The sequence below is a fragment of the Acinetobacter higginsii genome (genome assembly GCF_000369845.1).
Lineage (GTDB): Bacteria > Pseudomonadota > Gammaproteobacteria > Pseudomonadales > Moraxellaceae > Acinetobacter > Acinetobacter higginsii.
Map to the genome: position 1 here is coordinate 57,292 of NZ_KB850222.1, position 24,033 is coordinate 81,324.

Consider the following 24,033-nt stretch of genomic DNA (forward strand, 5'->3'; position numbering starts at 1 on the left):
TACAGGACTGTATATGACTGCGGTGTCAAGTGTTTATGCACAACGCTTTTTAATGACATTATTTTTGATTTCTTTTGGCATTTATTTATTTCTTGCCACAGTAACCTATACACCATTTGATCCGGGCTGGATGCATATTTCCAGTGATACCCAGCAGGTTTCAAACGCCAGCGGTGTAGCAGGCGCTTGGATCGCAGATTTACTGTTTGGTTTCTTGGGATGGGCAAGTTTGCTGATTCCACTGTTCTTGTTTATTGAAGCCATTCAAGTCTGGTGGCCAAGAAGCTTTTTAAACCGCCCATTTCGTTATGCTGCACAGTTTTTCTTGATCCTGTCCATTTCTAGTTTGTTGTATCTGCATTGGAATACACCAGCAGACACCTTGGACAATGCAGCGGGTGGTATCATTGGTTATGAGTTGGGGCAGAGTTTATCCCAATTATTGACCATCTATGGCGCAACTTTATTCTTATTGGCTTTTAGTATCTTATTACTGACTTTAGCCTTTGGCATTCAGTGGAACAAGACGTGGGCTACATTGAAAAATACGCCTGCTTATTTACAAGATTTATTTTATAAAAATGTGCCCCAGAATGAATCTGCATATGATCTGACTGAGCAATTAGCCGCTGCCGATACACCTGCAATTAAGAATAAAGTACAAACTGAGTCTGATCTTGTAGCAGATACGAGTGAAGCTAAAGCGAATCAAGTTCAAGCAAAACTGATTAAAATTGATGATTCACATCATCAGTTGATGGCTGAAAAATTGTTTGCTGATGTGCTTGCAAAAGAACAGCAACAAGGTAGTCAGCCAGTACAAACTGAGCAGATTGAAGATTTTGAACAGACTTTACAACGTGCCCATCAGTTTGAAACTGAAAGCCAACGTTTGGTTCAAACAGGTGAAGTATGGCGTGCTTTACAGCGCGATGATGCGAGCCATAAGCAAGAAATTGATGCATTGTTAAGAGCAGCGGATGACACTCCTCATGCCCCAGCACAGTATGCATCTACGGCACATGTAGCAACCGCAACGCAGACATCCAGTCACAGCAATCTAGATTGGAATGATGATCAAATTTTCGATGAATTGTTGGCTGCTGTTCCAAACAGTAAGACAGCGACAGATTTACATACTCCATTTACGCAAGAGCCTCCGGCGCATTCGGCCCCTCAGGTTGCTGAGGTCGAATTTGAGGCAGATATTGAAGCATTGATTAATGAATCTGCAAGACCAGCAGCTGTACAGCCAGAGACTGCACCGATTCAAAATGCAATACATCCTATCCAAGAGGATGTTCATCGCATAGCTGAGCAGCAAGCAGATGATTTTAGTGATCTTCTGGTCGAAGAAGAGCGTGAACAGGCTTCACCACGAACAACCAGTTATGCGCAATCCTCTGCTTTTGTAAAAGCACCGATTGAGGTTTCAACGGCGCCGAAAGAAACACTGTCTAAAGAAGCTTTTATCGAAGCATGGCAGGAAACGGCAGGTAAAGCAGATCCAGATGCGGATTTAGATATCGAAGAAGATTTTGATCTGGATGCGCCGTTAACGGATGCATTTGGTCGTCCGATGTCACGCGCCATGCAAGTCGCGCAAAAACGCCGTGATCTACCGACTTTACCGGGTCTGGAATTGCTGGATGAAGTTGATCCAAACAAAAAGGTCAATTTTACCGCTGAGCAATTAGCACGTCTTTCTGAGCTGTTAGAGATCAAACTACAAGAGTTTAATGTGAAGGCTCAGGTGGTCGAAGCCCAGCCGGGGCCAGTCGTAACACGCTTTGAACTCGATCTTGCACCGGGTGTAAAAGCCTCTAAAGTGACCAATATTTCACGTGATCTGGCACGTTCAATGTCGATGGCTTCGGTTCGTGTGGTTGAAGTGATTGCAGGAAAACCATATATCGGAATTGAAGTGCCGAATAGTAGCCGTGAAATGGTACGGTTGATTGAGTTATTGAAAACGCCAGCTTTTGAAGACCCTGCGGGTTTGCTGTCTATGGCGATGGGTAAGGACATTTCAGGTAATCCTGTCATTACTGACCTCGGTAAAGCACCACATATGCTGGTTGCGGGGACCACAGGTTCGGGTAAGTCGGTTGCCGTGAACTCGATGATTCTTTCGATGTTACTGAAATATACGCCCGACCAGTTACGTTTGATTCTGATCGATCCAAAACAGCTCGAATTGGCTAACTATAACGATATTCCACACTTATTAACGCCTGTGGTCACTGACATGAAAGATGCGGTCAGTGCTTTAAACTGGTGTGTCAATGAGATGGAACGCCGTTATAAATTGATGTCCTTCTTGAAAATTCGTAAGTTGAGCGACTATAACCGTAAGGTCGAAGAGGCGATTGCCAATGGTGAAGATCTCATTGATCCAACATGGAAAGCCAGTGATTCGGTGGTCGGTGAGCGTGCACCGCGTTTGACACCGTTACCGTCGATTGTGATTGTTGCGGATGAGTTTGCTGACATGATCATGCAGGTGGGTAAAAAAGCGGAAGAAATGATTACTCGCTTGGCACAAAAATCGCGTGCTGCGGGTATCCATCTGTTACTTGCAACCCAGCGTCCGTCGGTGGATGTGATTACAGGTTTGATTAAAGCCAATATTCCAACCCGTGTTGCATTACGTGTAAACAGTAAAATTGACTCACGTACCATTCTCGATGCAGGTGGTGCAGAAGACTTGCTCGGCCATGGTGATATGTTGTTCCTAGGGCCTGGTAAAATCGAGCCTGAGCGTGTGCATGGTGCCTTTATTAGCGATGATGAAGTGAACCGTATTTGTGATGCTTGGCGTGAACGTGGTGAGCCGGATTATGTTGATGAAATCCTGACACCATTTGATGAAGAGCCAAGCTCACGTGGTTTTGAAGATGGGGATGGCGATCCAAGTCGTGATGCGCTGTATGATCAATGCGTTTCCTTTGTGCTTGAAACACGCAAGGCTTCGACTTCATCGCTACAACGTAAATTTAGCTTGGGCTATAACCGTGCGGCACGCATTATCGACCAAATGGAAGAGAATGGCATTGTCAGCTCAATGGGCGCCAATGGTAAGCGAGATATTCTGGTTTAAAATTATCTGCTAAAAAAAGCCTCTATTGATAGAGGCTTTTTTATTGCGCTACCTTTGAGTTTGAACAATAAATGGGAACACATGCTGTTTAAGCTGATCCCATAATTAGTCCTACCAATCCTAATAACCACCATATTGAACCAAGAATGATGATAAACAAATGCGTATTACTCAACTTTTCTTGGACGATACTCTTCACTTGATCAGAGTATAGTTTGGCGTAATTCAATGCGACAAAAGCAGGGATCAAGAAAATGAAATTGAATAGGCTAATCAACCAATAAGGATCAGGCAGATAGTAGGCAAATGCCACAATGAGATAGCCAATGAACATCCATGTTGATGAGAATGACCGCGTATAGCCATTTTCTTGGGCATAGTTCTGAATCGTGTTAAACAGCGAATATAAGAAGAAGATTGAAAGAATGGCACGCAAGGCAGGCATAATATTTAAATTATCTTTGATTGCGAAGAATCGCCATGCTTTAAACATCCACCAGATTGGATATAAGCCAAAAGACGTGATTGATAAGATGATAAATCGCTTTATGCTGATAATTCTCAGATCAGCAAGATGGTGTTTTATTGGAGGCGATTCAATTAAATGATTGTTCGTGTTTGTCATTGTCTTTTGAGAAAATAGCTGAATAAGATGAAACTGATTTTATTTAGGTTTATTTAATTACAGTTGCTTATATATTATTTTTAATAAAGCCACACAACTTAATGACTGCTCGCAACGAGTACAGATCAATTGTGAGGCTTTATTGAAGAAGCAATTAAGCAAATTTTGCTAAAACTTCTAAGAAACCATCTTTTTGACGTGGAAATTGAGCAATGACATCATGAATGCGCTGACCTTCAGGGTTGGTTGCATTCAAGTCACGACCATCTGCCAAAAACTGGGTAATCAAGCGCTCATAGTCATTTGGACGCATATGTTTGAATGCATGATAAAGCACATGAAAGTCAGCATTTACGCCAGTTGGAGGAAGTTGGTTAAGGTAGGCAAACACACGCTCATCTGACCATTCTTCATTGAAAGTTGCTGGCTGTGATAATGCCATGACAATCTCCTCAGTCTTATAAAATAATAAAGGCAAAATCCTTGAAGTGGGGGAAAGCCATGCTTTCCAAATCCACCCGCGTATTTTGCCTTTATTTGCGAAAAATCGCTAATGAAAAAACTGCTATCGATCTTCAGGTAAATTGATATTCATTTCTAACATTTCGATATTTGCTTCTGAACGAACCTGCATTTGAATATGCTGTTCATCCACACCACGAACATAACGACTCACCACCTGCATGATTTCTTTTTTCATTTGGTCGATTTTGTCTTGGCCTAGGCGACGACCTAAACCTTGTTCAGAGGCAACAATCACCTTTAAACGATCTTTGGCAGTTTGTGCACTTGATGGTTTTTCATCACTGCTAAAAAGTTTACTCCAGAATCCTGCCATAATTACGCTCCAAATAGTCTAGCTAACCAACCTTTTGGCTGTACTGCAATGTGTCGATAAGGACGGTCTTCACCAAGGAAGCGAGCCACTAAATCATCATAGGCTTGACCCGCTTTTTCTTCTGCATACAGAATCACTGGCTTACCTTCGTTTGATGCTTGAAGCACGCTTGGACACTCAGGAATGACGCCCAATGTCGGTACTCGTAAAATATCTTTAGAAATATCGTCAATCGTAAGCATTTCTTGACGATCAGCACGTTCAGGGTTGAAGCGTGTGATACATAGATGCTTACGGATACGACCTTCGTTTTGTTCAACTTTTTTGGTCTTGCTGTCCAGCATACCAATAATACGATCTGAGTCACGTACGGATGAAATTTCAGGGTTAGTTACAATGATGGCTTCATCCGCATGATACATTGCTAAAATCGCACCACGTTCAATACCTGCAGGAGAGTCGCAGATAATGTAATCAAACTCTTGAGAAAGTTCATCAATCACACGTGCAACACCTTCATCGCTCAAGGCATCTTTATCACGGGTTTGTGATGCAGGGAGAATGTATAAGTTTTCAATCTCTTTATCACGGATCAGCGCTTGCTGTAAACGTGCTTCATTATTAATAACATTAACGAAATCATAAACTACGCGGCGTTCGCAGCCCATGATCAAATCTAGATTACGTAAACCTACATCGAAATCAATCACAACAGTTTTATGACCACGTAGGGCTAAACCTGTTGCAAAAGATGCGCTTGTTGTAGTTTTACCTACACCACCTTTGCCTGACGTTACGACAACAATTTTGGCCACCGAATCCACTCCTATTTATGGTCATACGCCCCTAAAAGGGCTTATTTGGTGCTTTTAAAACTCAATTCAATAAATTAAAACTGCAAGGCTTCAAATTCAAGTTCTTGCTTGTTATTTAAATAAATATGTACAGGCTTTTTGATCATATCTTTGGGAATATCATCTGCTACACAATAGGTTCCTGCAATCGAGATTAATTCTGCTTCTAAAGAGTGACAGAAAATACGTGCTGCAGCTTGCCCACCTGCACCTGCAATGACTCTACCACGAGCATTGCCATAAATGTGAATATTTCCAGATGCAATCACTTCTGATCCACTATTCATGCCCGCATTTAAGATAATATCGCCTTGATCTTGGACCAAACATTGGCCTGTACGCAAAATCTCATCATGATAAGAGGTGATATATGCATTCGATGTGTTTTTTTGTGGTGTTTGTATTGCAGCATTATCCGCTGTTTTTACAGGAGCATGATCAACCACTTGTTCTTTAGATGCCTTGATGCGTTGTAAGGGCTGATCGGCAGGCAGAACAGGGAATTGAATCGCCCGAGCTTCATTACCCAAAATGCCATCAATGACGGCCATCGGTTGTAAACCTAAATCAATTAAAAGCTGAATTAACGCAATCAGCTCTTGTTCTACGGTACTGTCAATAATGACGAGTGTGCCGACATAAGAACCTTCATTCAGTGTACTACTCAGTTGCTGTCGGATTGCATTATGGTCATTAGTGTCAAAAGTCAGACGACTAAAATTCACCATTCTGCCCGTAATCCGTATATCAGCCATAATTTATCCTTCAGGGCTTTTTAAGCGCTCTATTGTGTTGAAGCGTGTTGTAAATAAAAGCAAATGCTAGAACAAATTACACGAATTCTCTAGCTTGATTGGTAATTTTTCTTGTAATCATTCTGCTTTTTTATCCAATTGATCAGATTCTTGCAAAGTTTGCTGCCATTGTTTGACTTTTACCTGTTTTCGAATCGCTTCAAGGCTTTCAAATACGACAGATTCGACCAATTCTTCCAAGTAGTGATTGTCAATATTCAGCTCACTGACCTGTTGAGCAATATATTGGTAATTTTCATTCGGTCTTTGTACTGAACCGGCTGTAAAGGGTTCAATCAGACCTGCGCTGATATTTTCCCCTAATCGTTGCCCAATACTTTGTATTTGTTGTTCAATACGGCCACCCACAATCGGGATTAGACGCAATAACTGCGTCAGTTCAGGTGTATCTTCTATGGCTTGATTGACGATAATACCAACTTTTTGAGTGATCACCGGTTGCTGTTGTTGTAGGGCGGTGGCCAAAGATTCTTGCAACATTGAAGTCAGCGTCACAGTAAACAGTTGCCGATGATGATCAACCAGATCATGAATAATTTTTTTATGACTGGAGCTGGTTTGCAATTCGTGTCGAATGCCATCAATCACGGTAATGACGACACGATCAGACAGCTCTTCCATCACCACACGATAATAGAATAGAGCTTTGATACGAATGCCATCTGGCACAACCTTATAACCAAGTTCATGGAGTCGGTAGGCGATAATTCCTGCACGGAATAAACGCAGGAAACGTAAATGCGGAATAATGGCTAAGATTTCATACCAGTGAATAAAGGGGAAAAACCACCAACGCGCATGATGCTTTTGTGCAATTGAGATGATCCAGCGCACAACCAGTTCAACAATCAAAAAGATAATGAACCATGCTTCAGTGGTAATCACCCAAGGGTGTAAATGGGGGCGATAAAAATCCAGCACACTGGAGAGATGGATAAAATTAAAAAACCATGCCCCGATATTACTCATCAGGAAAAAGTTCATACCTAGGCAGAACAAGTTAAAAACAATAATAAACACCATGAAAATGTCATAGACGAGGAACAGTTTGAAAAACACACTGTTCGGATTGACATAGTTATATTTAGAGTTTTGTCCTGAGTCCTGCTGGGTCATGTCTTTACTCAATTCCTGATGAGAATATTAATTATATTTTGCTTTCATTTGTGAAATCAGCTGATCTTTTTCAGTCCAGATTTGATCAACCCATTTTTGGAAACGTTCACGATAAACAGGGTCATCTTCATAATTACCACCAAGGACCCAGTCTGGAATTTCTATTTTACGTAAATCGACAGCGATGCAAGAGACATCTCCCAACCAGAACTCACCATAACCAGGTGCACCATCAGGATAGACAATGGTCATATCAACCAAGGCATCAATTTGATCCCCCAGAATATTGAGTGCTAAAGCTAAGCCACCCGCTTTAGGTTTGAGTAAATTCTGAAACGGAGACTGCTGTGCTGCATGTTTTTCTGGGGTAAAGCGAGTACCTTCTAAATAATTTAATAAGGTAAATGGTTGACTCAGCAACTGTTCACAGGCTTTACGTGCTTCCAGCATATCGCGTGATTTCAGCTCTGGATTTTTAGCAATCTGCTCTTTACTATGCCGCTTCATCATTGGAAAACCCAATATTTTGAAAGCTTGTCCCACAAAAGGGATAAAAATAAGTTCCCACTTGGTAAAGAAGCGAGTAAGTGGCATACGGGTTAAACCGAAATACTGATTCACAGTGGTATCGACCCAACTTTGATGATTACACATCATCAAGTATCGCCCCTGCAAATTCAGATCAAGTTGTTCATCAATACTGATGTCCCATTGTAAATTTGGCAGAACATTATCAATTAACCAGTTATTTACCCCTAACCAACTGTTGGTAATTTGAATATTGGTTTCATCTACTTTTGCAGATTGTTTAAATAATTTGGTGAGGCCTAAAGCAAGTACTGGTGGTCCATGAAAGAAGGTACTGCCTGTAATCACAGAACTAACGGTTAATCCTTTACTGACTTTTTGCAATAGGGATGCTTTTTTATTAGCGGTAGCCATAAATCGAACCTTGAGTGCATATGTTTGAAAAAGAGATGTTCCAACTATAAACAACAGATGTTGAAATACAACTGTATATTTTAAGTTATTGACATTTTTTATATATTCAAATGCGTACATCGGTTTTTATTGGTCAAAGGTCGAGATGATCTTGTCAAGTTTGCTTGTAAATTGCATGTTTTTTATTTTGTGATTTATTTCTCATTTTGTGTTTGTTGTGAGATGGGTATAACAATGGAGAAATTGTGTTGCTTGAATCAAGTAAAATGCATCAAAATATTACAAAACTACAAATAAAGTGTTTATTATTAACAAAAAATCAATGGTCTAGCACCATTTTCTCATTCATCATTTGTCCAGACAACAAAATACATAGACAGGAGCAACGCAATGCGTGCATTAGTAATTTCAACACTCGTAGGGGCTGGCTTGGTACTTTCTGGTTGCCAAACGACTGGTAATAACATTGGTGGCGTAGAATACGATAAAGCAGCTTTAGGTGCATTAATCGGTGCTGCTGCAGGTTATGGTGTTTCTAAGGGTAACGCAAATACGAGTAAGCAAAACAACCGTGCTGCGGCAATTGGTGCAATTCTTGGTAGTGCTGGTGGTTTGTATCTCGATAATAAAGAGAAAAAATTACGTGAGCAAATGGCGGGTACTGGTGTAGAAGTAGGCCGTAACCCAGATGGTTCTGTACAATTAATCATGCCTGGTAGCATTACGTTTGATACGAACAAATCGAACATCAAACCGAACTTCTACGGTACTTTAAACAAAGTAGCGCAGACTTTAGGTGAAGATAACAAGAGTGCGATCCTTGTAACGGGTTATACAGATAACACGGGTAATGACTCAATCAACATCCCATTATCTCAAGCGCGTGCTCAATCAGTGAAAAACTACTTAGCTGGTCAAGGCATTTCTGGTAGCCGTATCGATGCACAAGGTTTAGGTTCAGCGAACCCAATCGCTTCAAACACGACTGCTGCTGGTAAAGAGCAAAACCGCCGTGTAGAAATCAGCATTTATGCTAAACAGTAATTTTTACTGATTTCAAAAAAGCCACCTTCGGGTGGTTTTTTTATTGCAGATCAAAATAGACGACAAGCTACGGCGTGTTATTTGGATAAGGCATCATAATTTATACATATCCCTAGATTTACTATTGGGATTCTAAAACAGAGATGTCTATAATTGTGCTCGAAAAATCAGGCTCGGAAACGAGAGAGGTATAACCGATGTCATCTGCCAGTCAACTTAATGACAAGCAACTTGAGGCCATGAAATATGTTCAGGGGCCATTGTTGGTACTTGCAGGGGCAGGTTCAGGTAAAACCTCTGTAATTACCCGAAAAGTTGCTTTCTTGGTACAACAGTGTGGTATTCCTGCCTATCGTATCACCGCAATGACTTTTACCAATAAAGCGGCGCGTGAAATGAAAGAGCGTGTGGGTAAGTTACTCTCACGTGAAGAAGCCAAAGGGCTTTCGGTCTCGACCTTCCATACTTTTGGGTTAAATTTACTCCGCCTCGAATTAAAACATTTACCACTTAAAAACAATTTTTCGATTTTAGATGCCGATGACTGTAAACGAATCTTGATGGATTTGATGCAGCGTGACAATTTATCAGGTGCGGAGAGCAAAGAGCTGCTCGCCAAGGCGATGAAGAAAATTTCAGACTGGAAAAATGATCTGATCGTCCCTGAACAAGCTCACTCAACTTGTGAAACGGTTGAGGATGTCCAGTTTGCACATCTGTATCAGCTCTACGAGCGTAATTTGCGTGCCTATAATGCCGTAGACTTTGATGACTTGATCGTGATGCCAACACGTTTACTTCAGGAAAATGCCGAAGTGCGTGACAAATGGCAAAACCGTGTTCGTTATTTATTAGTGGATGAATATCAAGACACCAACACTGCGCAATATACCCTCGTTAAGCTTTTAGTTGGGGTGATGGGACAGTTTACCGCTGTAGGTGATGATGACCAATCTATTTACGCTTGGCGTGGTGCAAAGCCTGAAAACATGGCCTTGTTAAAAGATGATTTCCACAATCTTAAAGTGATTAAGCTGGAGCAGAACTATCGCTCGACCAGCCGTATCTTAAAAGCGGCCAATGCTGTAATTGAAAATAATCCGCATATTTTCGATAAGAAACTATGGAGTGATAAAGGTCACGGTGAAACCATTCGTGTGATCACTTGTTTAAATGATGATGATGAAGCAGAACGTGTGGTTAAAGATCTGATCACGCATAAGCTGATGAATGGTAAAAACTGGAAAGATTATGCAGTGCTGTATCGCGGTAACTTTCAAGCCCGTGTGATTGAAACTCAGCTTCGTCAGATGCAAATTCCGTATAAGTTATCAGGTGGACAGTCTTTCTTCGCGCGTGCCGAAATTAAGGATGTGATGAGCTATTTACGCCTCATCATTAACCCTGAAGATGACAGTGCCTTCTTACGTATTATCAATACGCCTAAGCGTGCCATTGGCCCAGTGACGTTAGAGAAACTCGGTTTATTTGCTCAAGAAAATACCTTGTCTTTATTAACTGCATCGTCAGACCAACGTTTAAGCATGGTGTTACCGAAGAAAGCAGCAACACAATTACATGAGTTTGCTGATTTTATCGCGACATTTACCCGTGAATTGCTTGATGATGATGAGCCAATGCCGAAAGTTCGTCAGATGATCAACGAAGCAGGCTATATCGATTATATCCGTGAGCAGGCAGCAACCCCTGCACAAGAGAAAACCAAGCTCGACAGTATTGAAAGCTTGTATAGCAGTATTCAAAATTTGTTGAATCGTACTGATGATGTCGATGAGAAAAATATTGAAAGTGTGATTCGAAAATTGGTACTGCTAGATATGCTTGAGCAGCAGCAGGAAGAAGAAGATACCGATAAAGTGAACTTACTAACCTTGCATGCCGCCAAAGGTTTAGAATTCCCTTATGTGTATATGATTGGCTTGGAAGAAGAGCTATTACCACATAAGAACTCGATTGCATCGGAAACGGTCGAAGAGGAACGCCGCTTGATGTATGTAGGCATTACTCGTGCCCGTCAAGGCTTAACACTGACCCTTGCTGAGCAGCGTAAGAATGGTGGACAAATGCGTCAAATGACGCCAAGCCGCTTCTTGGACGAGATGCCACAAGATGATTTGGAGTGGCATGGTCGTAAAAAGAAACTGGCACCCAATGTTGATCCAAAAGAACAAGCTCAGCAGTACCTTGCCAACTTAAAAGCATTGTTGAAACGTTAAGAAATTGTAAGTAGGAAATTTTAATGAAAGTTCAAGTTAAAGTATTAGATGCACGTTTAGGTCAAGAGTGGGCTTTGCCTTCTTACGCAACGACTGGTTCAGCAGGTTTAGATTTACGCGCATGTTTAGATGAAGCGATTGAGATTGCTGCGGGTGAAACCGTTTTAGTGAAAACAGGTTTGGCGATTTATATCGAAGATCCAAACTTTGCAGGTTTAATTCTACCGCGTTCAGGTTTAGGCCATAAACATGGTATTGTGTTAGGTAACTTGGTGGGGTTGATTGATTCTGATTACCAAGGTGAACTCATGGTATCGGTTTGGAATCGTGGACAAAATACCTTCCGTTTAGAACCTGGTGAGCGTTTAGCACAATATGTATTGGTTCCTGTGGTACAGGCTGAGTTCGAACAAGTGAGCGAATTCGTTGCGACTGAGCGTGGCGCAGGTGGTTTTGGTCATACTGGAAAACAATAAGCTTTTTCAGTAGTTATCACTTTAAATGCAATGTTTTGCTGAAAAACGTTGCATTTTTCATATTGATTGTTGCCTTGATATATATTACAAAGCAGCTGATTCATTATTTTAATTTTTCTGAATAAGGGTTAATTAATTTCTTAATAGTTTCTGCTTTTTTTATGGATCCAAAGATTATAAAAATAGGGGCTTACAGTGAATATACAACATACATTTCCGCTGAATGTTTTCCGTGCTTATGATATTCGCGGAAAGCTCAGTAATTTAACACCGAAGATTATTAGCTCGATTGCCTACGCTTTAGCTGCGCAATATAAAAATGCTGAACAAACACATGTGGTGATTGGTTATGACGCACGTTTAACCAGCCCAGCTTATGCCCATATCATCCAACAAACCTTTGAGCAGCAAGGCTTAAAGGTCACTAACATTGGTTGTTGCTCATCGCCAATGATGTATTACATTGCCCGTGACTTTGGCGGCAACGGGATTATGGTGACAGCGAGTCATAATCCAAAGTCTGATAATGGCATTAAATGGATTTTAAAAGGTGAACCGCCAACGCCTGAAGTTATTCAGCAAGTCGGGCAATTTGCACAAATTTCTTTAATACATCGTGATGATTCGCTACTTTCAGAAAATTTGGCACATCAGATTATTTCTAAATACTGTTTGCAATATCAGCAATCATTACTGACCGATATTCAACTCGCACGTCCATTAAAAGTGGTCTTAGATGGATTAAATGGCTCAGCAGGGCATTGCGCCAAACTGGTTTTAGAAAAATTAGGCTGTACGGTGATTGCCTTACGTTGTGATGCCAATGGCCATTTTCCAGACCATGCCCCAGATCCCTCACATGCTGAGCATTTAAGTAAGTTACAAGCCGCTATCGTGGCTGAAAAAGCCGATCTTGGGATTGCTTTAGACGGTGACGGTGATCGTGTGGTTTTATTGGATGAGAATGCACACATCATTAGCCCTGATCGCTTATTGTCATTATTCGCGCAGATCTGCTTGCAGCAACATCCGCACAAAGAAATCGTATTTGATGTGAAATGTTCAAGTATGGTGGCAGATACAGTACAGCGATTAGCTGGACAAGCCAAAATGATTCGTACTGGCAGCAGTTTCTTACGTGCTTATCTGTCTCAATCTCAAGGTACAGCGATCTTTGGCGGCGAGTATGCTGGACATTATGTGTTTAATGATGGGCGTGGCTTTGGCTATGACGATGGTCTTTATGCAGCATTAAGGGTGATGGAATATCTGACTCAATCTAGCGCAGTCAGTCTATCTGAATTATTGGCGATTTACCCAGAACGCTACTGTACTGAAGACACCTATATCAGTACCCATGATGTCAATCCACAGCAGGTTTTAAATGATATTGAAATTTTAAGTCATCGTTTAAGCGCGCGTTTAAGTAAAATTGATGGGGTAAGACTTGATTTTGACGATGGATTTGGCATTATTCGAGCATCAAATACTGGCGAATATTTTACCGTGCGGTTTGATGCAGATAATCAGACCCGATTAATTGAAATTCGCCAGACCTTTGTTTCTATGTTGCAAACGCAATATCCGCAGATTGCACAAGAACTCGCACTGGCTTAATAAGGAGAGACGCATGCCACATGAGCATATCGGCATTGATAAAGCAAAAATTTTGATCGAAGCTTTGCCGTATATCCAACGTTTTGCAGGAAAAACGCTGGTTGTAAAATATGGTGGTAATGCGATGACGGATCCTGAGTTGGAAAGTTCATTTGCCCGTGACATTGTGTTGTTAAAAACGGTTGGTCTGAATCCAATCGTTGTGCATGGTGGTGGGCCACAGGTGGATTCATTGCTCAAACGCCTAGGGCAAGAATCTGATCGTATTGATGGGATGCGCGTAACCGATCAAGCAACCATGGAAGTGGTTGAAATGGTATTGGGGGGGAGTGTCAATAAATCGATCGTAAATCTGATTAATAAGCATGGCGGTCGTGCCATTGGTTTAACTGGTAAAGATGGTAATTTACTGCGTGCACGCAAATTGCTGATGGAAAAGCAGGAAGCTGATGGTTCGATTTCACAAATTGATTTGGGCATGGTGGGTGAAGTCACTGGTGTAAAAACTGATGTGCTCGAAATGTTTACCCAAAGCGATTTTATTCCCGTCATTGCACCCCTAGGTGTGGATGAGGAAGGCAATACCTATAATATCAATGCGGATCTTGTGGCGGGAAAAGTTGCAGAAGCACTTGGTGCTGAAAAGCTGATTTTACTGACCAATATCACAGGTGTATTGGATGAAAATAAAAACTTATTAACAGGCTTAAGCACACAAGAAGTCGATCGCTTGATCGAAACGGGTGTGATTTACGGTGGCATGATTCCGAAGGTGGGTTGTGCATTAGATGCTGTTAAAGGCGGTGTGGTCAGCGCGCATATTGTTGATGGTCGCGTACCGCATGCAAGTTTATTAGAAATCTTCACTGATCATGGTGTGGGTACACTGATTACCAATCGTGCCAAACATTAATTCATCCTATTGATTTGAAAAGAGACCTCAAGCAGGTCTCTTTTTTTGTCATGACCTGTTCATGTTTTAGTCATCGCAATGTCATTTAAGCAATTTAAGGTAGGTCTAGTCATAAGGAGCTTTCATTATGCTAGAAAAATTAAATCAATATCGCCAGACATTGACTTTACCCTTACGCCACAAGCCAGCTCAAAACCAATTCCGTTTTGAATGGGTGGATAATTTAAAAGAATTACAAGAAGTACAACGCTTTAGAGCAACGCAATTTAGCCATCAATTTGGGATGCGTTTTGAAGATGGTTTAGATCAAGATCTCTATGATTTTGGCTGTGAGCATGCAGTGTTACGGGAAAAATGGACAGGTGAGATTGTCGCTTATACCCGTCTTAAATTATTTCAAGGTTATGAAATCGGGCAGAGTTACAGTGCTCAAGAGTTTGAAATTGTCCCACATTTATCTCATTTACCAAGTGTCTTAGAAATTGGACGTACTTGTGTACACCCTAAATTTCGCTCGGGTAAAGCACTATCCATGCTCTGGTTGAACTTGACCCCTAAAGTACTTTGGTCAATGCGTGCTAAATACTTAATGGGCTGTGTCAGTATCCATTTGGATGATAACTTGGCACGTGCCTATTACACCCACCGTCAGATCCAACAGTTGGGTGATCATCAAACCATAGATATCCGCTCAAAACGTAGCTTTGAACCAGAACGTCCTGACTATAGTTTCCCGCAAGATGAACGCATGCCAAAACTGTTTCAGACCTATCTGGGAATGCAGTCAAAACTGTCAAAACAAGCATTTTTTGATGAAGATTTTAAATGCTTGGATTATTTTGTTTTCCTTGAAGTGAATAAGATTGCTACCTCGTTTGTGATGAACAAAATGGTGCAACGTTAGTGCCTTATCATTCTTAATCTAATAGTGAGCACATATTGAGATTTACAAGCCATCTATCCCTCATGCACAATAGGCGTAGATGTTTGATAGTTTAAAGATATGTGCCAGCTATTAGGAATGAATTGCGCCACCCCGACAGATATTACTTTTTCTTTTCGTGGGTTTTCACAACGCGCAGGGGTGACCTCTGATCATTGCGATGGTTTTGGGATCGCTTTTTTTGAAGATAAAGCTTGCCGCTTATTTGTGGATAATCAATCTGCGGTCGAATCTCCTATTGCTGACCTGATTCGTAATTATCCAATCAAGTCTCGCAACGTCATTGCACATATTCGTAAAGCGACACAAGGTAAAATCAACCTCGAAAACTCACATCCCTTTTTGCGTGAGCTATGGGGAAGACATTGGATTTTTGCCCATAATGGCGATTTACATGATTTCAAACCTGAGTTAAGTGGCCGTTTCGAGCCGGTAGGGAATACCGACAGTGAACTTGCATTTTGCTATTTACTGGATCAGATGGTTGAAGCATTTGGCTATACCGAACCAAGTTTAGAAGAGATTTTCTCACTATTGGAACGTATCTCGCCACAAATTGCAGAGCATGGCACCTTTAATTTCTGTCTTTCCAATGGTAAAGCATTATTTAGCTATGCGACGACGAAGTTGCATTGGCTCGTACGTGAGTACCCATTTCAACCTGCACATTTAATTGATCTCGATGTAGAAGTCGATTTTAGTCAAGTGACCACGCCAGAAGATCGTGTTGCAGTGATCACGACAGAGCCGTTAACCCATAATGAAGCATGGACAGCATATCAAGCAGGGGAAATGATTTTATTCCAGCACGGTAAACCGATTCAGCATGCCTTAACACGAGTTGAGCGCTTAATCCGCGAAGCAGAAAATCCAGCCTTAAAACGCGTGACCAAAGCGGATCAGTACTGACGTATTCAAATGGATAAAAGTGAACTCATCTCCCGATTAATTTCTTTAGATTTACCCAAAGATGAGTATGTGGTTGTTGGTGGTGGGGTATTAGCCGCACATTGTATCCGTGATACAGCAGATATTGATCTTGTGGTAAGCCCAGAGTTGTTTTGTCATTTACAAGCGACCTGGAACCAGAAAATTCGCCCAAATGGGAAAATAGGACTTTATCAGGGCTGTTTTGAAGCTTATCTAGATGTGAACTGTGGTGACAGTCAGGAAAGTTTTCAAACCCTATTGGCAAGTTCTGACGTGATTGCTGGAATACATTTTATGCATTTATCTATACTCGCTGCATTTAAACGAAATTATGGGCGGAAAAAGGATTTATCTGATTTAAATTTAATAGCAGCATTTCAAAACAATAAATAAGACTATTTTGCTTGGATTTTTTTAATTTTAAAATTATTTTTTATAAAAATTAGATAGATATTTTTTCTTGTTGGTTAAAAAATACTTGAGTGTTTTGATCGGTTAAAATATTTAAATAAATATAAAACAAGGGTTTAATTTGTTTTCTTTATCAATAGTTAAAATCTGACAAAAACGCTGTGTTTTTATTTAATTGCTTTGCCGATATTATATCCTTATTCAATAAATCAAATATGGTTTGGGGTTCGATATGGGTATGAAATGGTCTGTCGAATATAATACAGGAATCGAGGTGATCGATGATCAGCATCGTCGTATTCTAGATTATATTAATGAGATTGATGAATTAAATGAGGGTGATGATCGGGCAAAATTAAAAGGTATTTTGGATAATATCATTGATTATACCCAGTCTCATTTTACCTTTGAAGAAAGCTTACAAGAAGAAGCAAACTATAAATATCGTGTACCACATAAGCGTGTACATGACTTATTTATCAAAAAGATAGAGACTTATCGTCAGCGTTTTGAGCTGGGGCAAGAAATTGATAGCGAGCTACATGAAGCACTATCAAAATGGTTGATCAACCATATCCGTCATGATGATGCAGATTATGTCGGTGCTGTAAAAGAAAATATGATCGGAATCATTAAAGAAAATGAAAAGAAAAAAGGGAAAAACTGGTTTTCTCGTTTCTTCTCATAATAATAAGACAATAATAAAAGACCCCTTATGATAAAAAATAATAAGGTGTGGTATGAGTGAACATAAGGGGTCTACTTAATAATATAATAATTCGTGCGCAGCAAATCATCGTAAGGTGATTTGCTTCTTTCTTTCGATATCTTTTGTTTTGATTTTCAGGCGTGAGAAAGGCAAAATAGATTGAATATTTCATTGCAAACTCCATAAAGCGCAATGAGTTCAAAGATTTTTCAAGGAATGCATTATGCAGGACACAACTCTGTCACGCTGGCTTGCACCAGTGATGGCGTTTTGCCTATCTTTTGTCATGATTACCACATTGGCACCCACCGTTGGAATCCAGATTGACCGTCAATTCGATTTCTGGTTGCTGTGGTTAGGCACCATGATTCTATTGGCATTACCCATCGGTTATCTTGAAATTGCTTTAGCAAAGCGTTCGCAGACCACGGCATTACAAGCACTTTCAACCTTAACACGGGATGCAGATGCTTCACCTAGATGGCGTATCGTGGGCTGGTTGGCTGTTATATTTGTTCCATTCTTTGCAGGCAGTATATTGACTGCCGTAACACATGTCGTGAGTCAGCAGCTTACGCTTGCTGTATCAGAGCAGATTGTTTTTGCAATCCTTGCCATAGCTGCACTTGGATTATCTTTTATCCCTCGCCAATTTTTAATTGCTTTGACAACGATTGGTGTGATTGCTGCATTTATTCTTGCTAATGCCATGGGAACTCATCTAACGGCTTGGCATTGGACAGGAATCGAGTTTAAAGAGTGGGGCAATGCAACAGTTCTTGCTTTGGTTGCAAGTGGTTTAGGGCTAGGCTTGTACTGGCAAAGTAGTTTAGTCGCAGTGAAAAAACAGGACGCCGCAACAAGTACTGCCTTGCCAATTTGGGTGGCGCAATTACTGGCTGTGATCGCCTTTGGCTTCTTCTCTGTGCAAGCACAGTTACCTGCATTGGCATGGGTGTTTGCTGCCATCATGTCAGCGGCACTCTTAATTCAATTTGCAAAAGAACAGTTGGCACAACGTCAGCTTGCGATCGTGATCCAATGGGCGATTTTACTTGCTGCTATTGCTGTTTGGGCTGTACCGCAAGTGGAACAAATCTTTAATAGCCTGCTCATGCTTTGGGGATTACTGATTTGCTTGATTTACGCAGTATTTGCTGGCTGGATTATGAAGATTAGTCATCTGCGTAAAGCAATGGGCTTTAGCAATGAGCTGTTTTATAACATTTGGCGTATTGCCATCCGTATCGTGTTACCACTTTCAATTGTCGTAGCAATCATTGCTGTGATTGGACAAGTGCTGTAATGGAGCAGGCTAAACAAGTATGGGTCGCTTTCTCAAGTCCTGAACAGCAATTCCATATTGCTGTCAGCTTTAGCGAGGGAATGACGGCCCAACAGGCAATTGATGCCAGTGGCTTAGCAGCACAGGCGGCACTACCAGAAGTTTTACAGTTAGGTGTATTTGGTAGCAGAATTGACGCGGATACAGTCCTGCAAGCAGGTGACCGTGTTGAAATCTATCGGGCACTTACCATTAACCCGAATGATATTCGGCGTAAGCGGGCAGCAAAGAACCCCGTTGGGCGATTTATCAAAGGTAATCGCTTTAAGGCATAAAGCTGATAAGTAAAACCCCTCATGATTGACTCGATGAGGGGTTTCTTTTTACTGGAAAGCCGTTATAGTGGTGGCGCAGTCAAAATAGCTTCTTTTGATGCCGGTAAACCAGGTTGTGATTCTGGAATCGTATCTAAACCTTCTAAGCGTTCTACGTTACCATTCGCATCAAAATAAACTTTTAAATGTTGACCGTGTGCCGCAGGTATTTTTGCTTTTTTCGCATAAGTACCTGGGATATAGTTGTAGATGTAGTCCCAACGTTGTGGGTTCAGTGGATCTGTCACTGTTGGACTACCAAGCAAGAAACGGACTTGCTGAAAGCTCATGCCCACTTGTACTTGAGAAGCTTGTGCTTTGGTTAATGGTGTTCCCTGTGGAATATCGACTTTATAAACACCAAAGACTGAACAACCGCTAAGTACTGTAGTGACGAACAACGCCAGCATGATTTTTTGCATTTTGCTACACTATCCTGATAAATGATGATGCATTTGAGTCAAGGATAGATCATACTGCATCTAAACTCTATTGCCTATTCCAACTTAAGATTTGTTGAGAGACCTTTTTTTATGCCGATTTCTAATCAAGACTTACGCAAAGCTGGACTTAAAGTTACCCTTCCTCGTATTAAGATTTTGGAATTATTAGAAAATTCAAAACAACATCATTTAAGTGCTGAAGATATTTATAAAACCTTGCTTGAACAAGGTGAAGATGTTGGCTTAGCGACAGTTTACCGTGTATTAACACAATTCGAAGCTGCGGGCATTATTCAGCGTCATCATTTTGAAAACAATCACTCTGTTTTCGAAATCATGCAGGAAGATCATCACGATCACCTTGTTTGCTTAAACTGTAATAAAGTTATTGAATTTACAAATGATATTATCGAGAAAGAGCAACATTCAGTTGCAGACCAACATGGTTTTGCCTTAACTGGACACTCTTTAAATCTATATGGCTACTGTAGTGATGCAGAATGCCAAGAGGCTTATCGTAAAAAATAAGTTGTATTGAGTAAAAAATCTAAGTGTTCACGAAAATTGAACAAATAAAAAAGGGAAGGTTACAAAAACCTTCCCTTTTTTAATGGCTTAATTTGAATTACTGACCATCAAAGGTGATGTTGCGGCTGGCACTCAATAACTGGTCTGCACCTTCTTCTGACAGTTTGATGGTGAGGCGTAAGTCGTTTGGCGAATCCGCATGTTTTAAAGCATCTTTATAGGTAATTTGCCCCGCTTTATAAAGATCAAATAAGGCTTGGTCAAAGGTTTGCATACCCAACTCACGTGAACGTTTCATCAGATCTTTAATCTCATGAATTTCACCCTTACGGATATAATCTGCCAAAAGTGGTGTATTGATCAAAATCTCAATCGCAGCACGACGTGAATTACCATCTGGTGTTGGAATCAACTGCTGAGCGACGAGTGCTTTTAAGTTCAGCGACAAATCCATATAAAGCTGGCTATGACGGTCTGCTTCAAAGAAGTGAATGATACGATCGAGGGCTTGGTTGGCGTTGTTGGCATGCAGGGTAGCGAGGACCAAGTGACCTGTTTCGGCGAAAGCGATGGCATAGTCCATGGTTTCACGTGAACGAATCTCACCAATCAAGATCACATCTGGTGCCTGACGTAGTGTATTCTTCAGTGCAATTTCAAATGAATCGGTATCAATCCCGACTTCACGCTGCGTCACAATACAGCCTGCATGTTGATGCACAAATTCGATCGGGTCTTCAATGGTGATGATATGACCTTTGGAATTTTGATTACGGAAACCAATCATTGACGCAAGAGAGGTCGATTTACCTGTCCCTGTTGCACCAACAAAGATAATGATGCCACGTTTGGTCATCGCCAATTCTTTCAGCACTTCTGGCAGTTTTAGATCATCCATGCTTGGAATATGGGTTTCGATCTTACGCAATACCATGCCTGGCATATCACGTTGTTGAAAAGCACTGACACGGAAACGCGCTGTCTTTTCACGATTCATGATCGCGAAGTTACATTCACGTGTCTCTGCAAATTCTTTACGCTGTTTGTCGGTCATAATGGATTGAACCAGTTGACCCACAATTTCCCCTGAAAGTTTCGATTTGGAAACAGGCACGATCTGCCCGTTAATTTTCATTGAGGGTTCAACATCCGCAGTGACAAATAAGTCCGATGCATTTTGTTGAATCATCAAGTTGAGTAAATCATTAAAATCCATGATATTTCTCTAATCCATTTATTCTTATAGGAATGATTCGGGTTGTTTTGCAACAGTACGAGCAGTTTGTGGGCTAATTAAGCCTTTAGACACCAGCGTTTTCAGGCTTTGATCCAAAGTGGTCATACCGTAGTTGGCACCTGTTTGGATCGCAGAATACATTTGTGCAACTTTGTTTTCACGCACAAGGTTACGAATCGCAGGAATACCGATCATGATTTCATGTGCAGCCACACGACCACCACCATTCTTTTTCAATAGTGTTTGAGAAATTACGGCTTGTAGAGATTCAGATAGCATGGCACGTACCATGTCTTTTTCTTCTGCTGGGAATACGTCGATAACACGGTCAATGGTTTTCGCCGCAGAGGTGGTATGCAGTGTACCAAACACCAAGTGACCTGTTTCCGCAGCGGTCAGTGCCAAGCGGATGGTTTCTAAGTCACGCATCTCACCGACTAGAATAATGTCAGGGTCTTCACGCAATGCTGAACGCAGTGCTGCATTAAAGCCGTGTGTATCGCGATGTACTTCACGTTGGTTGATTAGGCATTTTTTCGATTGGTGTACAAATTCAATTGGATCTTCGACGGTTAAAATATGGTCATAACGGTTTTCGTTAATATAGTCGATCATCGCTGCAAGTGTGGTGGATTTACCCGAACCCGTTGGGCCTGTGACGAGTACGATTCCACGAGGATAATCACAGATTTCTTTGAAAATTGTGCCGAGTCCTAAATCTTCCATGGTCAAAACTTTAGATGGAATGGTACGGAACACCGCACCTGCACCACGGTTTTGGTTGAATGCGTTAACACGGAAACGAGCAATATTCGGTACTTCAAATGAAAAGTCAGTTTCTAAATCTTCTTCAAAGTCACGACGTTGTTTATCATTCATAATGTCGTACACCAAGCGATGTACATCTTTATGTTCAAGTGCTGGTAAGTTAATACGACGAACTTCACCATCCACACGAATCATAGGAGGCATACCCGCTGAAAGGTGTAAATCGGAAGCACCGTTTTTAACTGAAAAGGCGAGTAATTCTGTAATATCCATAATTTCCCCGAAACAAACTAAAATGTCTCATTATTTTGTAGAATAATATAAGGCTTTCATTCGGGCTTACCAACACCTTAAAGAATGGAAAGCAAAAAAAGATTTCGTAAATGAGAACTGTGTCAATGAATCAATCGCAACAATCCCGCCAATCTGTTTTAAATCAAATAGAACAAGCCTGTCAGCGTGTTCAACGTGATCCTGCAACAGTGCAGTTGTTGGCGGTTTCCAAGACACATCCCAGTGCTAGCCTTCGCGAAATGTATGCAGTCGGGCAGCGCAGTTTTGGTGAAAACTATTTACAGGAAGCACTAGAAAAAATTGAGGAATTAAAAGAATTAGAGATCGAATGGCATTTTATTGGACATGTGCAGCGTAATAAAACCAAACATTTAGCAGAAAAATTTGACTGGGTACATGGGGTTGATCGTTTGATCATCGCTGAACGTTTGTCCAGTCAGCGTATCGAATCTCAAAAGCCTTTGAATGTTTGTCTGCAAGTGAATATTGATGGGCAAGATTCTAAAGATGGTTGCCAACCTGCTGAGGTCGCTGAACTTGTTCAGCAAATCAGCCAGCTTCCAAATATCCGCTTACGTGGTTTGATGGTGATTCCCGCACCTGAAAATCATGCTGCATTTGCTGAGGCTAAAGTTCTATTCGAGCAAGTCAAAGCTCAACATGCACAGCCGCAAGACTGGGATACTTTAAGTATGGGGATGTCGGCTGATCTTGAAGCAGCAATTGCAGCGGGTTCAACCATGGTGAGGGTAGGAACTGCGTTGTTTGGGGCACGGGATTATTCAGAAAAAAATTAAGAGATTCGACTTTAAAACTGACAAGATGTCATTTTTAGTTCTATTTATTGAATTAGATGCTTCCCAATATAGTCATTAGTTTTTCATAGTGATGAAAGTTCGCATCTGCTATTGCTGAGGAAATCGCTGGATTGGGATGAAAGAAAATGGTTTTCATCCCGACAGACTTTGCACCTTGTATGTCTGCCAGTTCATTATCTCCAACAAAGATACAATCTTTTGGGTGAACACCAAGCTGCTGACAAGATAATAGAAAAATTGCGGGATCTGGTTTTCTGAGTCCGACTGCCTCGGAAACAATGGTGCTCGAAAAGAATTCAGTCAGCCCTAGTGCATAAAAATTATGTTCTTGAAAGGGTGTTCTGCCATTAGAGATTAATCCAATTAAATAGCCTTGCTGTTTTAATTGGATGATGATGTTTTCCACGTGTTCAAAGCAGCATGAAAATTTATTAAAATCATTGATATAACTGGCTAAAAGGATTTCTTTAGCATGACCTTGAATTGAAAATTCATGAATCAGATTTTCATAAACACGATCTTTCCAAACTTTGCCATTATCATCTAATTCAAGAAAGCGTTGGATAAATGGCTCTCTATCATCGGCAGTAACCAATTGAAAGAAATTAACCTGCCAAGTGAGGAATTTTATTAACGACGTTGTTCGATCAAGTAAGGTTTGATCGAGGTCGAAAATAACCGCTTTTTTCTGATTCATGTGATTTAAGCATGGTGAT

General features: G+C 40.9%; 25 protein-coding genes. 14 read left to right on the plus strand and 11 right to left on the minus strand.

Annotation, left to right across the window (positions count from 1 at the left end; all coding sequences use genetic code 11):
* The first annotated feature begins 13 nt into the window (after window positions 1-13).
* Window positions 14-3,100, plus strand: a complete 3,087-nt coding sequence (locus F885_RS05055) for a DNA translocase FtsK (RefSeq protein WP_005321430.1) — start codon at window positions 14-16, stop codon at window positions 3,098-3,100.
* A gap of 88 nt (window positions 3,101-3,188) precedes the next feature.
* Here F885_RS05055 and F885_RS05050 read toward each other — a convergent pair whose 3' ends face one another.
* From F885_RS05050 to F885_RS05020, 7 genes are all read right to left on the minus strand, one after another.
* On the minus strand, window positions 3,189-3,725 hold the full coding sequence (locus F885_RS05050) for a hypothetical protein (RefSeq protein WP_005321433.1): 537 nt from the start codon (window positions 3,723-3,725) through the stop codon (window positions 3,189-3,191).
* A 154-nt stretch (window positions 3,726-3,879) separates the two neighbouring features.
* Window positions 3,880-4,167 (minus strand): PA4642 family protein, encoded by a 288-nt coding sequence (locus F885_RS05045; RefSeq protein WP_005150979.1) that lies wholly within the window; start codon window positions 4,165-4,167, stop codon window positions 3,880-3,882.
* A gap of 123 nt (window positions 4,168-4,290) precedes the next feature.
* Window positions 4,291-4,563 carry a cell division topological specificity factor MinE gene (gene minE, locus F885_RS05040; protein WP_004655180.1) on the minus strand — a complete coding sequence of 91 codons (273 nt, stop codon included), beginning with the start codon at window positions 4,561-4,563 and terminating at the stop codon, window positions 4,291-4,293.
* A gap of 2 nt (window positions 4,564-4,565) precedes the next feature.
* Window positions 4,566-5,378 (minus strand): septum site-determining protein MinD, encoded by an 813-nt coding sequence (gene minD / locus F885_RS05035; RefSeq protein WP_005321435.1) that lies wholly within the window; start codon window positions 5,376-5,378, stop codon window positions 4,566-4,568.
* A gap of 74 nt (window positions 5,379-5,452) precedes the next feature.
* Window positions 5,453-6,172, minus strand: coding sequence for a septum site-determining protein MinC (minC, locus tag F885_RS05030; protein ID WP_005321438.1), 720 nt, complete (start codon window positions 6,170-6,172; stop codon window positions 5,453-5,455).
* A 117-nt stretch (window positions 6,173-6,289) separates the two neighbouring features.
* The gene (locus F885_RS05025) at window positions 6,290-7,348 is read right to left on the minus strand and encodes a hypothetical protein (RefSeq protein ID WP_005321441.1); all 1,059 of its coding nucleotides are present in this window, start codon (window positions 7,346-7,348) and stop codon (window positions 6,290-6,292) included.
* Window positions 7,349-7,375: 27 nt separating this feature from the next.
* Window positions 7,376-8,290 (minus strand): acyltransferase, encoded by a 915-nt coding sequence (locus tag F885_RS05020; RefSeq protein ID WP_005321443.1) that lies wholly within the window; start codon window positions 8,288-8,290, stop codon window positions 7,376-7,378.
* 390 nt (window positions 8,291-8,680) lie between these two features.
* Here F885_RS05020 and F885_RS05015 point away from each other — a divergent pair, with 390 nt between their 5' ends.
* The 11 genes from F885_RS05015 to F885_RS04965 all read left to right on the plus strand — a co-directional run bounded on the left by F885_RS05015 (window position 8,681) and on the right by F885_RS04965 (window position 19,190).
* On the plus strand, window positions 8,681-9,334 hold the full coding sequence (locus tag F885_RS05015; RefSeq protein ID WP_005321446.1) for a YiaD family glycine zipper/OmpA-like lipoprotein: 654 nt from the start codon (window positions 8,681-8,683) through the stop codon (window positions 9,332-9,334).
* A 197-nt stretch (window positions 9,335-9,531) separates the two neighbouring features.
* A complete protein-coding gene (gene rep / locus F885_RS05010) occupies window positions 9,532-11,571 on the plus strand; it encodes a DNA helicase Rep (RefSeq protein WP_004805171.1) in 2,040 nt (679 codons plus the stop codon).
* A gap of 23 nt (window positions 11,572-11,594) precedes the next feature.
* A complete protein-coding gene (dut, locus tag F885_RS05005; RefSeq protein ID WP_005321449.1) occupies window positions 11,595-12,047 on the plus strand; it encodes a dUTP diphosphatase in 453 nt (150 codons plus the stop codon).
* Between the two features lie 195 nt (window positions 12,048-12,242).
* Window positions 12,243-13,664, plus strand: a complete 1,422-nt coding sequence (locus F885_RS05000; RefSeq protein ID WP_005321452.1) for a phosphomannomutase/phosphoglucomutase — start codon at window positions 12,243-12,245, stop codon at window positions 13,662-13,664.
* Window positions 13,665-13,677: 13 nt separating this feature from the next.
* Window positions 13,678-14,577 (plus strand): acetylglutamate kinase, encoded by a 900-nt coding sequence (gene argB / locus F885_RS04995; protein WP_004655163.1) that lies wholly within the window; start codon window positions 13,678-13,680, stop codon window positions 14,575-14,577.
* A gap of 127 nt (window positions 14,578-14,704) precedes the next feature.
* Entirely contained in the window at window positions 14,705-15,481 is a 777-nt protein-coding gene (locus F885_RS04990; protein WP_005190929.1) for a GNAT family N-acetyltransferase, read from the plus strand.
* Between the two features lie 99 nt (window positions 15,482-15,580).
* Complete coding sequence (locus F885_RS04985) at window positions 15,581-16,429, plus strand: class II glutamine amidotransferase (RefSeq protein WP_026057514.1); 849 nt, start codon at window positions 15,581-15,583, stop codon at window positions 16,427-16,429.
* Window positions 16,430-16,438: 9 nt separating this feature from the next.
* On the plus strand, window positions 16,439-16,843 hold the full coding sequence (locus F885_RS04980; protein WP_005205424.1) for a hypothetical protein: 405 nt from the start codon (window positions 16,439-16,441) through the stop codon (window positions 16,841-16,843).
* A gap of 250 nt (window positions 16,844-17,093) precedes the next feature.
* Window positions 17,094-17,549, plus strand: a complete 456-nt coding sequence (locus tag F885_RS04975; RefSeq protein ID WP_004655155.1) for a bacteriohemerythrin — start codon at window positions 17,094-17,096, stop codon at window positions 17,547-17,549.
* Window positions 17,550-17,793: 244 nt separating this feature from the next.
* Entirely contained in the window at window positions 17,794-18,876 is a 1,083-nt protein-coding gene (locus F885_RS04970) for an SLC5/6 family protein (protein ID WP_005321454.1), read from the plus strand.
* Window positions 18,876-19,190, plus strand: a complete 315-nt coding sequence (locus F885_RS04965) for an RnfH family protein (protein WP_004805187.1) — start codon at window positions 18,876-18,878, stop codon at window positions 19,188-19,190. The genes F885_RS04970 and F885_RS04965 overlap by 1 nt, the downstream gene beginning before the upstream one ends.
* 62 nt (window positions 19,191-19,252) lie before the next feature.
* Here the strand turns inward: F885_RS04965 and F885_RS04960 are convergent, their stop codons facing one another.
* Window positions 19,253-19,651, minus strand: a complete 399-nt coding sequence (locus tag F885_RS04960; protein ID WP_004805189.1) for an outer membrane protein assembly factor BamE — start codon at window positions 19,649-19,651, stop codon at window positions 19,253-19,255.
* Window positions 19,652-19,762: 111 nt separating this feature from the next.
* Here F885_RS04960 and fur point away from each other — a divergent pair, with 111 nt between their 5' ends.
* Window positions 19,763-20,200 (plus strand): ferric iron uptake transcriptional regulator, encoded by a 438-nt coding sequence (fur, locus tag F885_RS04955; protein ID WP_004655147.1) that lies wholly within the window; start codon window positions 19,763-19,765, stop codon window positions 20,198-20,200.
* A 97-nt stretch (window positions 20,201-20,297) separates the two neighbouring features.
* Here the strand turns inward: fur and F885_RS04950 are convergent, their stop codons facing one another.
* The gene (locus tag F885_RS04950) at window positions 20,298-21,416 is read right to left on the minus strand and encodes a PilT/PilU family type 4a pilus ATPase (protein ID WP_004805191.1); all 1,119 of its coding nucleotides are present in this window, start codon (window positions 21,414-21,416) and stop codon (window positions 20,298-20,300) included.
* A 24-nt stretch (window positions 21,417-21,440) separates the two neighbouring features.
* Window positions 21,441-22,478 (minus strand): type IV pilus twitching motility protein PilT, encoded by a 1,038-nt coding sequence (locus tag F885_RS04945; protein WP_004770978.1) that lies wholly within the window; start codon window positions 22,476-22,478, stop codon window positions 21,441-21,443.
* A 125-nt stretch (window positions 22,479-22,603) separates the two neighbouring features.
* Here F885_RS04945 and F885_RS04940 point away from each other — a divergent pair, with 125 nt between their 5' ends.
* On the plus strand, window positions 22,604-23,296 hold the full coding sequence (locus tag F885_RS04940) for a YggS family pyridoxal phosphate-dependent enzyme (RefSeq protein ID WP_005321455.1): 693 nt from the start codon (window positions 22,604-22,606) through the stop codon (window positions 23,294-23,296).
* A 52-nt stretch (window positions 23,297-23,348) separates the two neighbouring features.
* Here the strand turns inward: F885_RS04940 and F885_RS04935 are convergent, their stop codons facing one another.
* Window positions 23,349-24,014: an HAD family hydrolase gene (locus F885_RS04935; RefSeq protein WP_005321456.1), complete on the minus strand. Its 666-nt coding sequence runs from the start codon at window positions 24,012-24,014 to the stop codon at window positions 23,349-23,351.
* Between the last annotated feature and the right edge of the window lie 19 nt (window positions 24,015-24,033).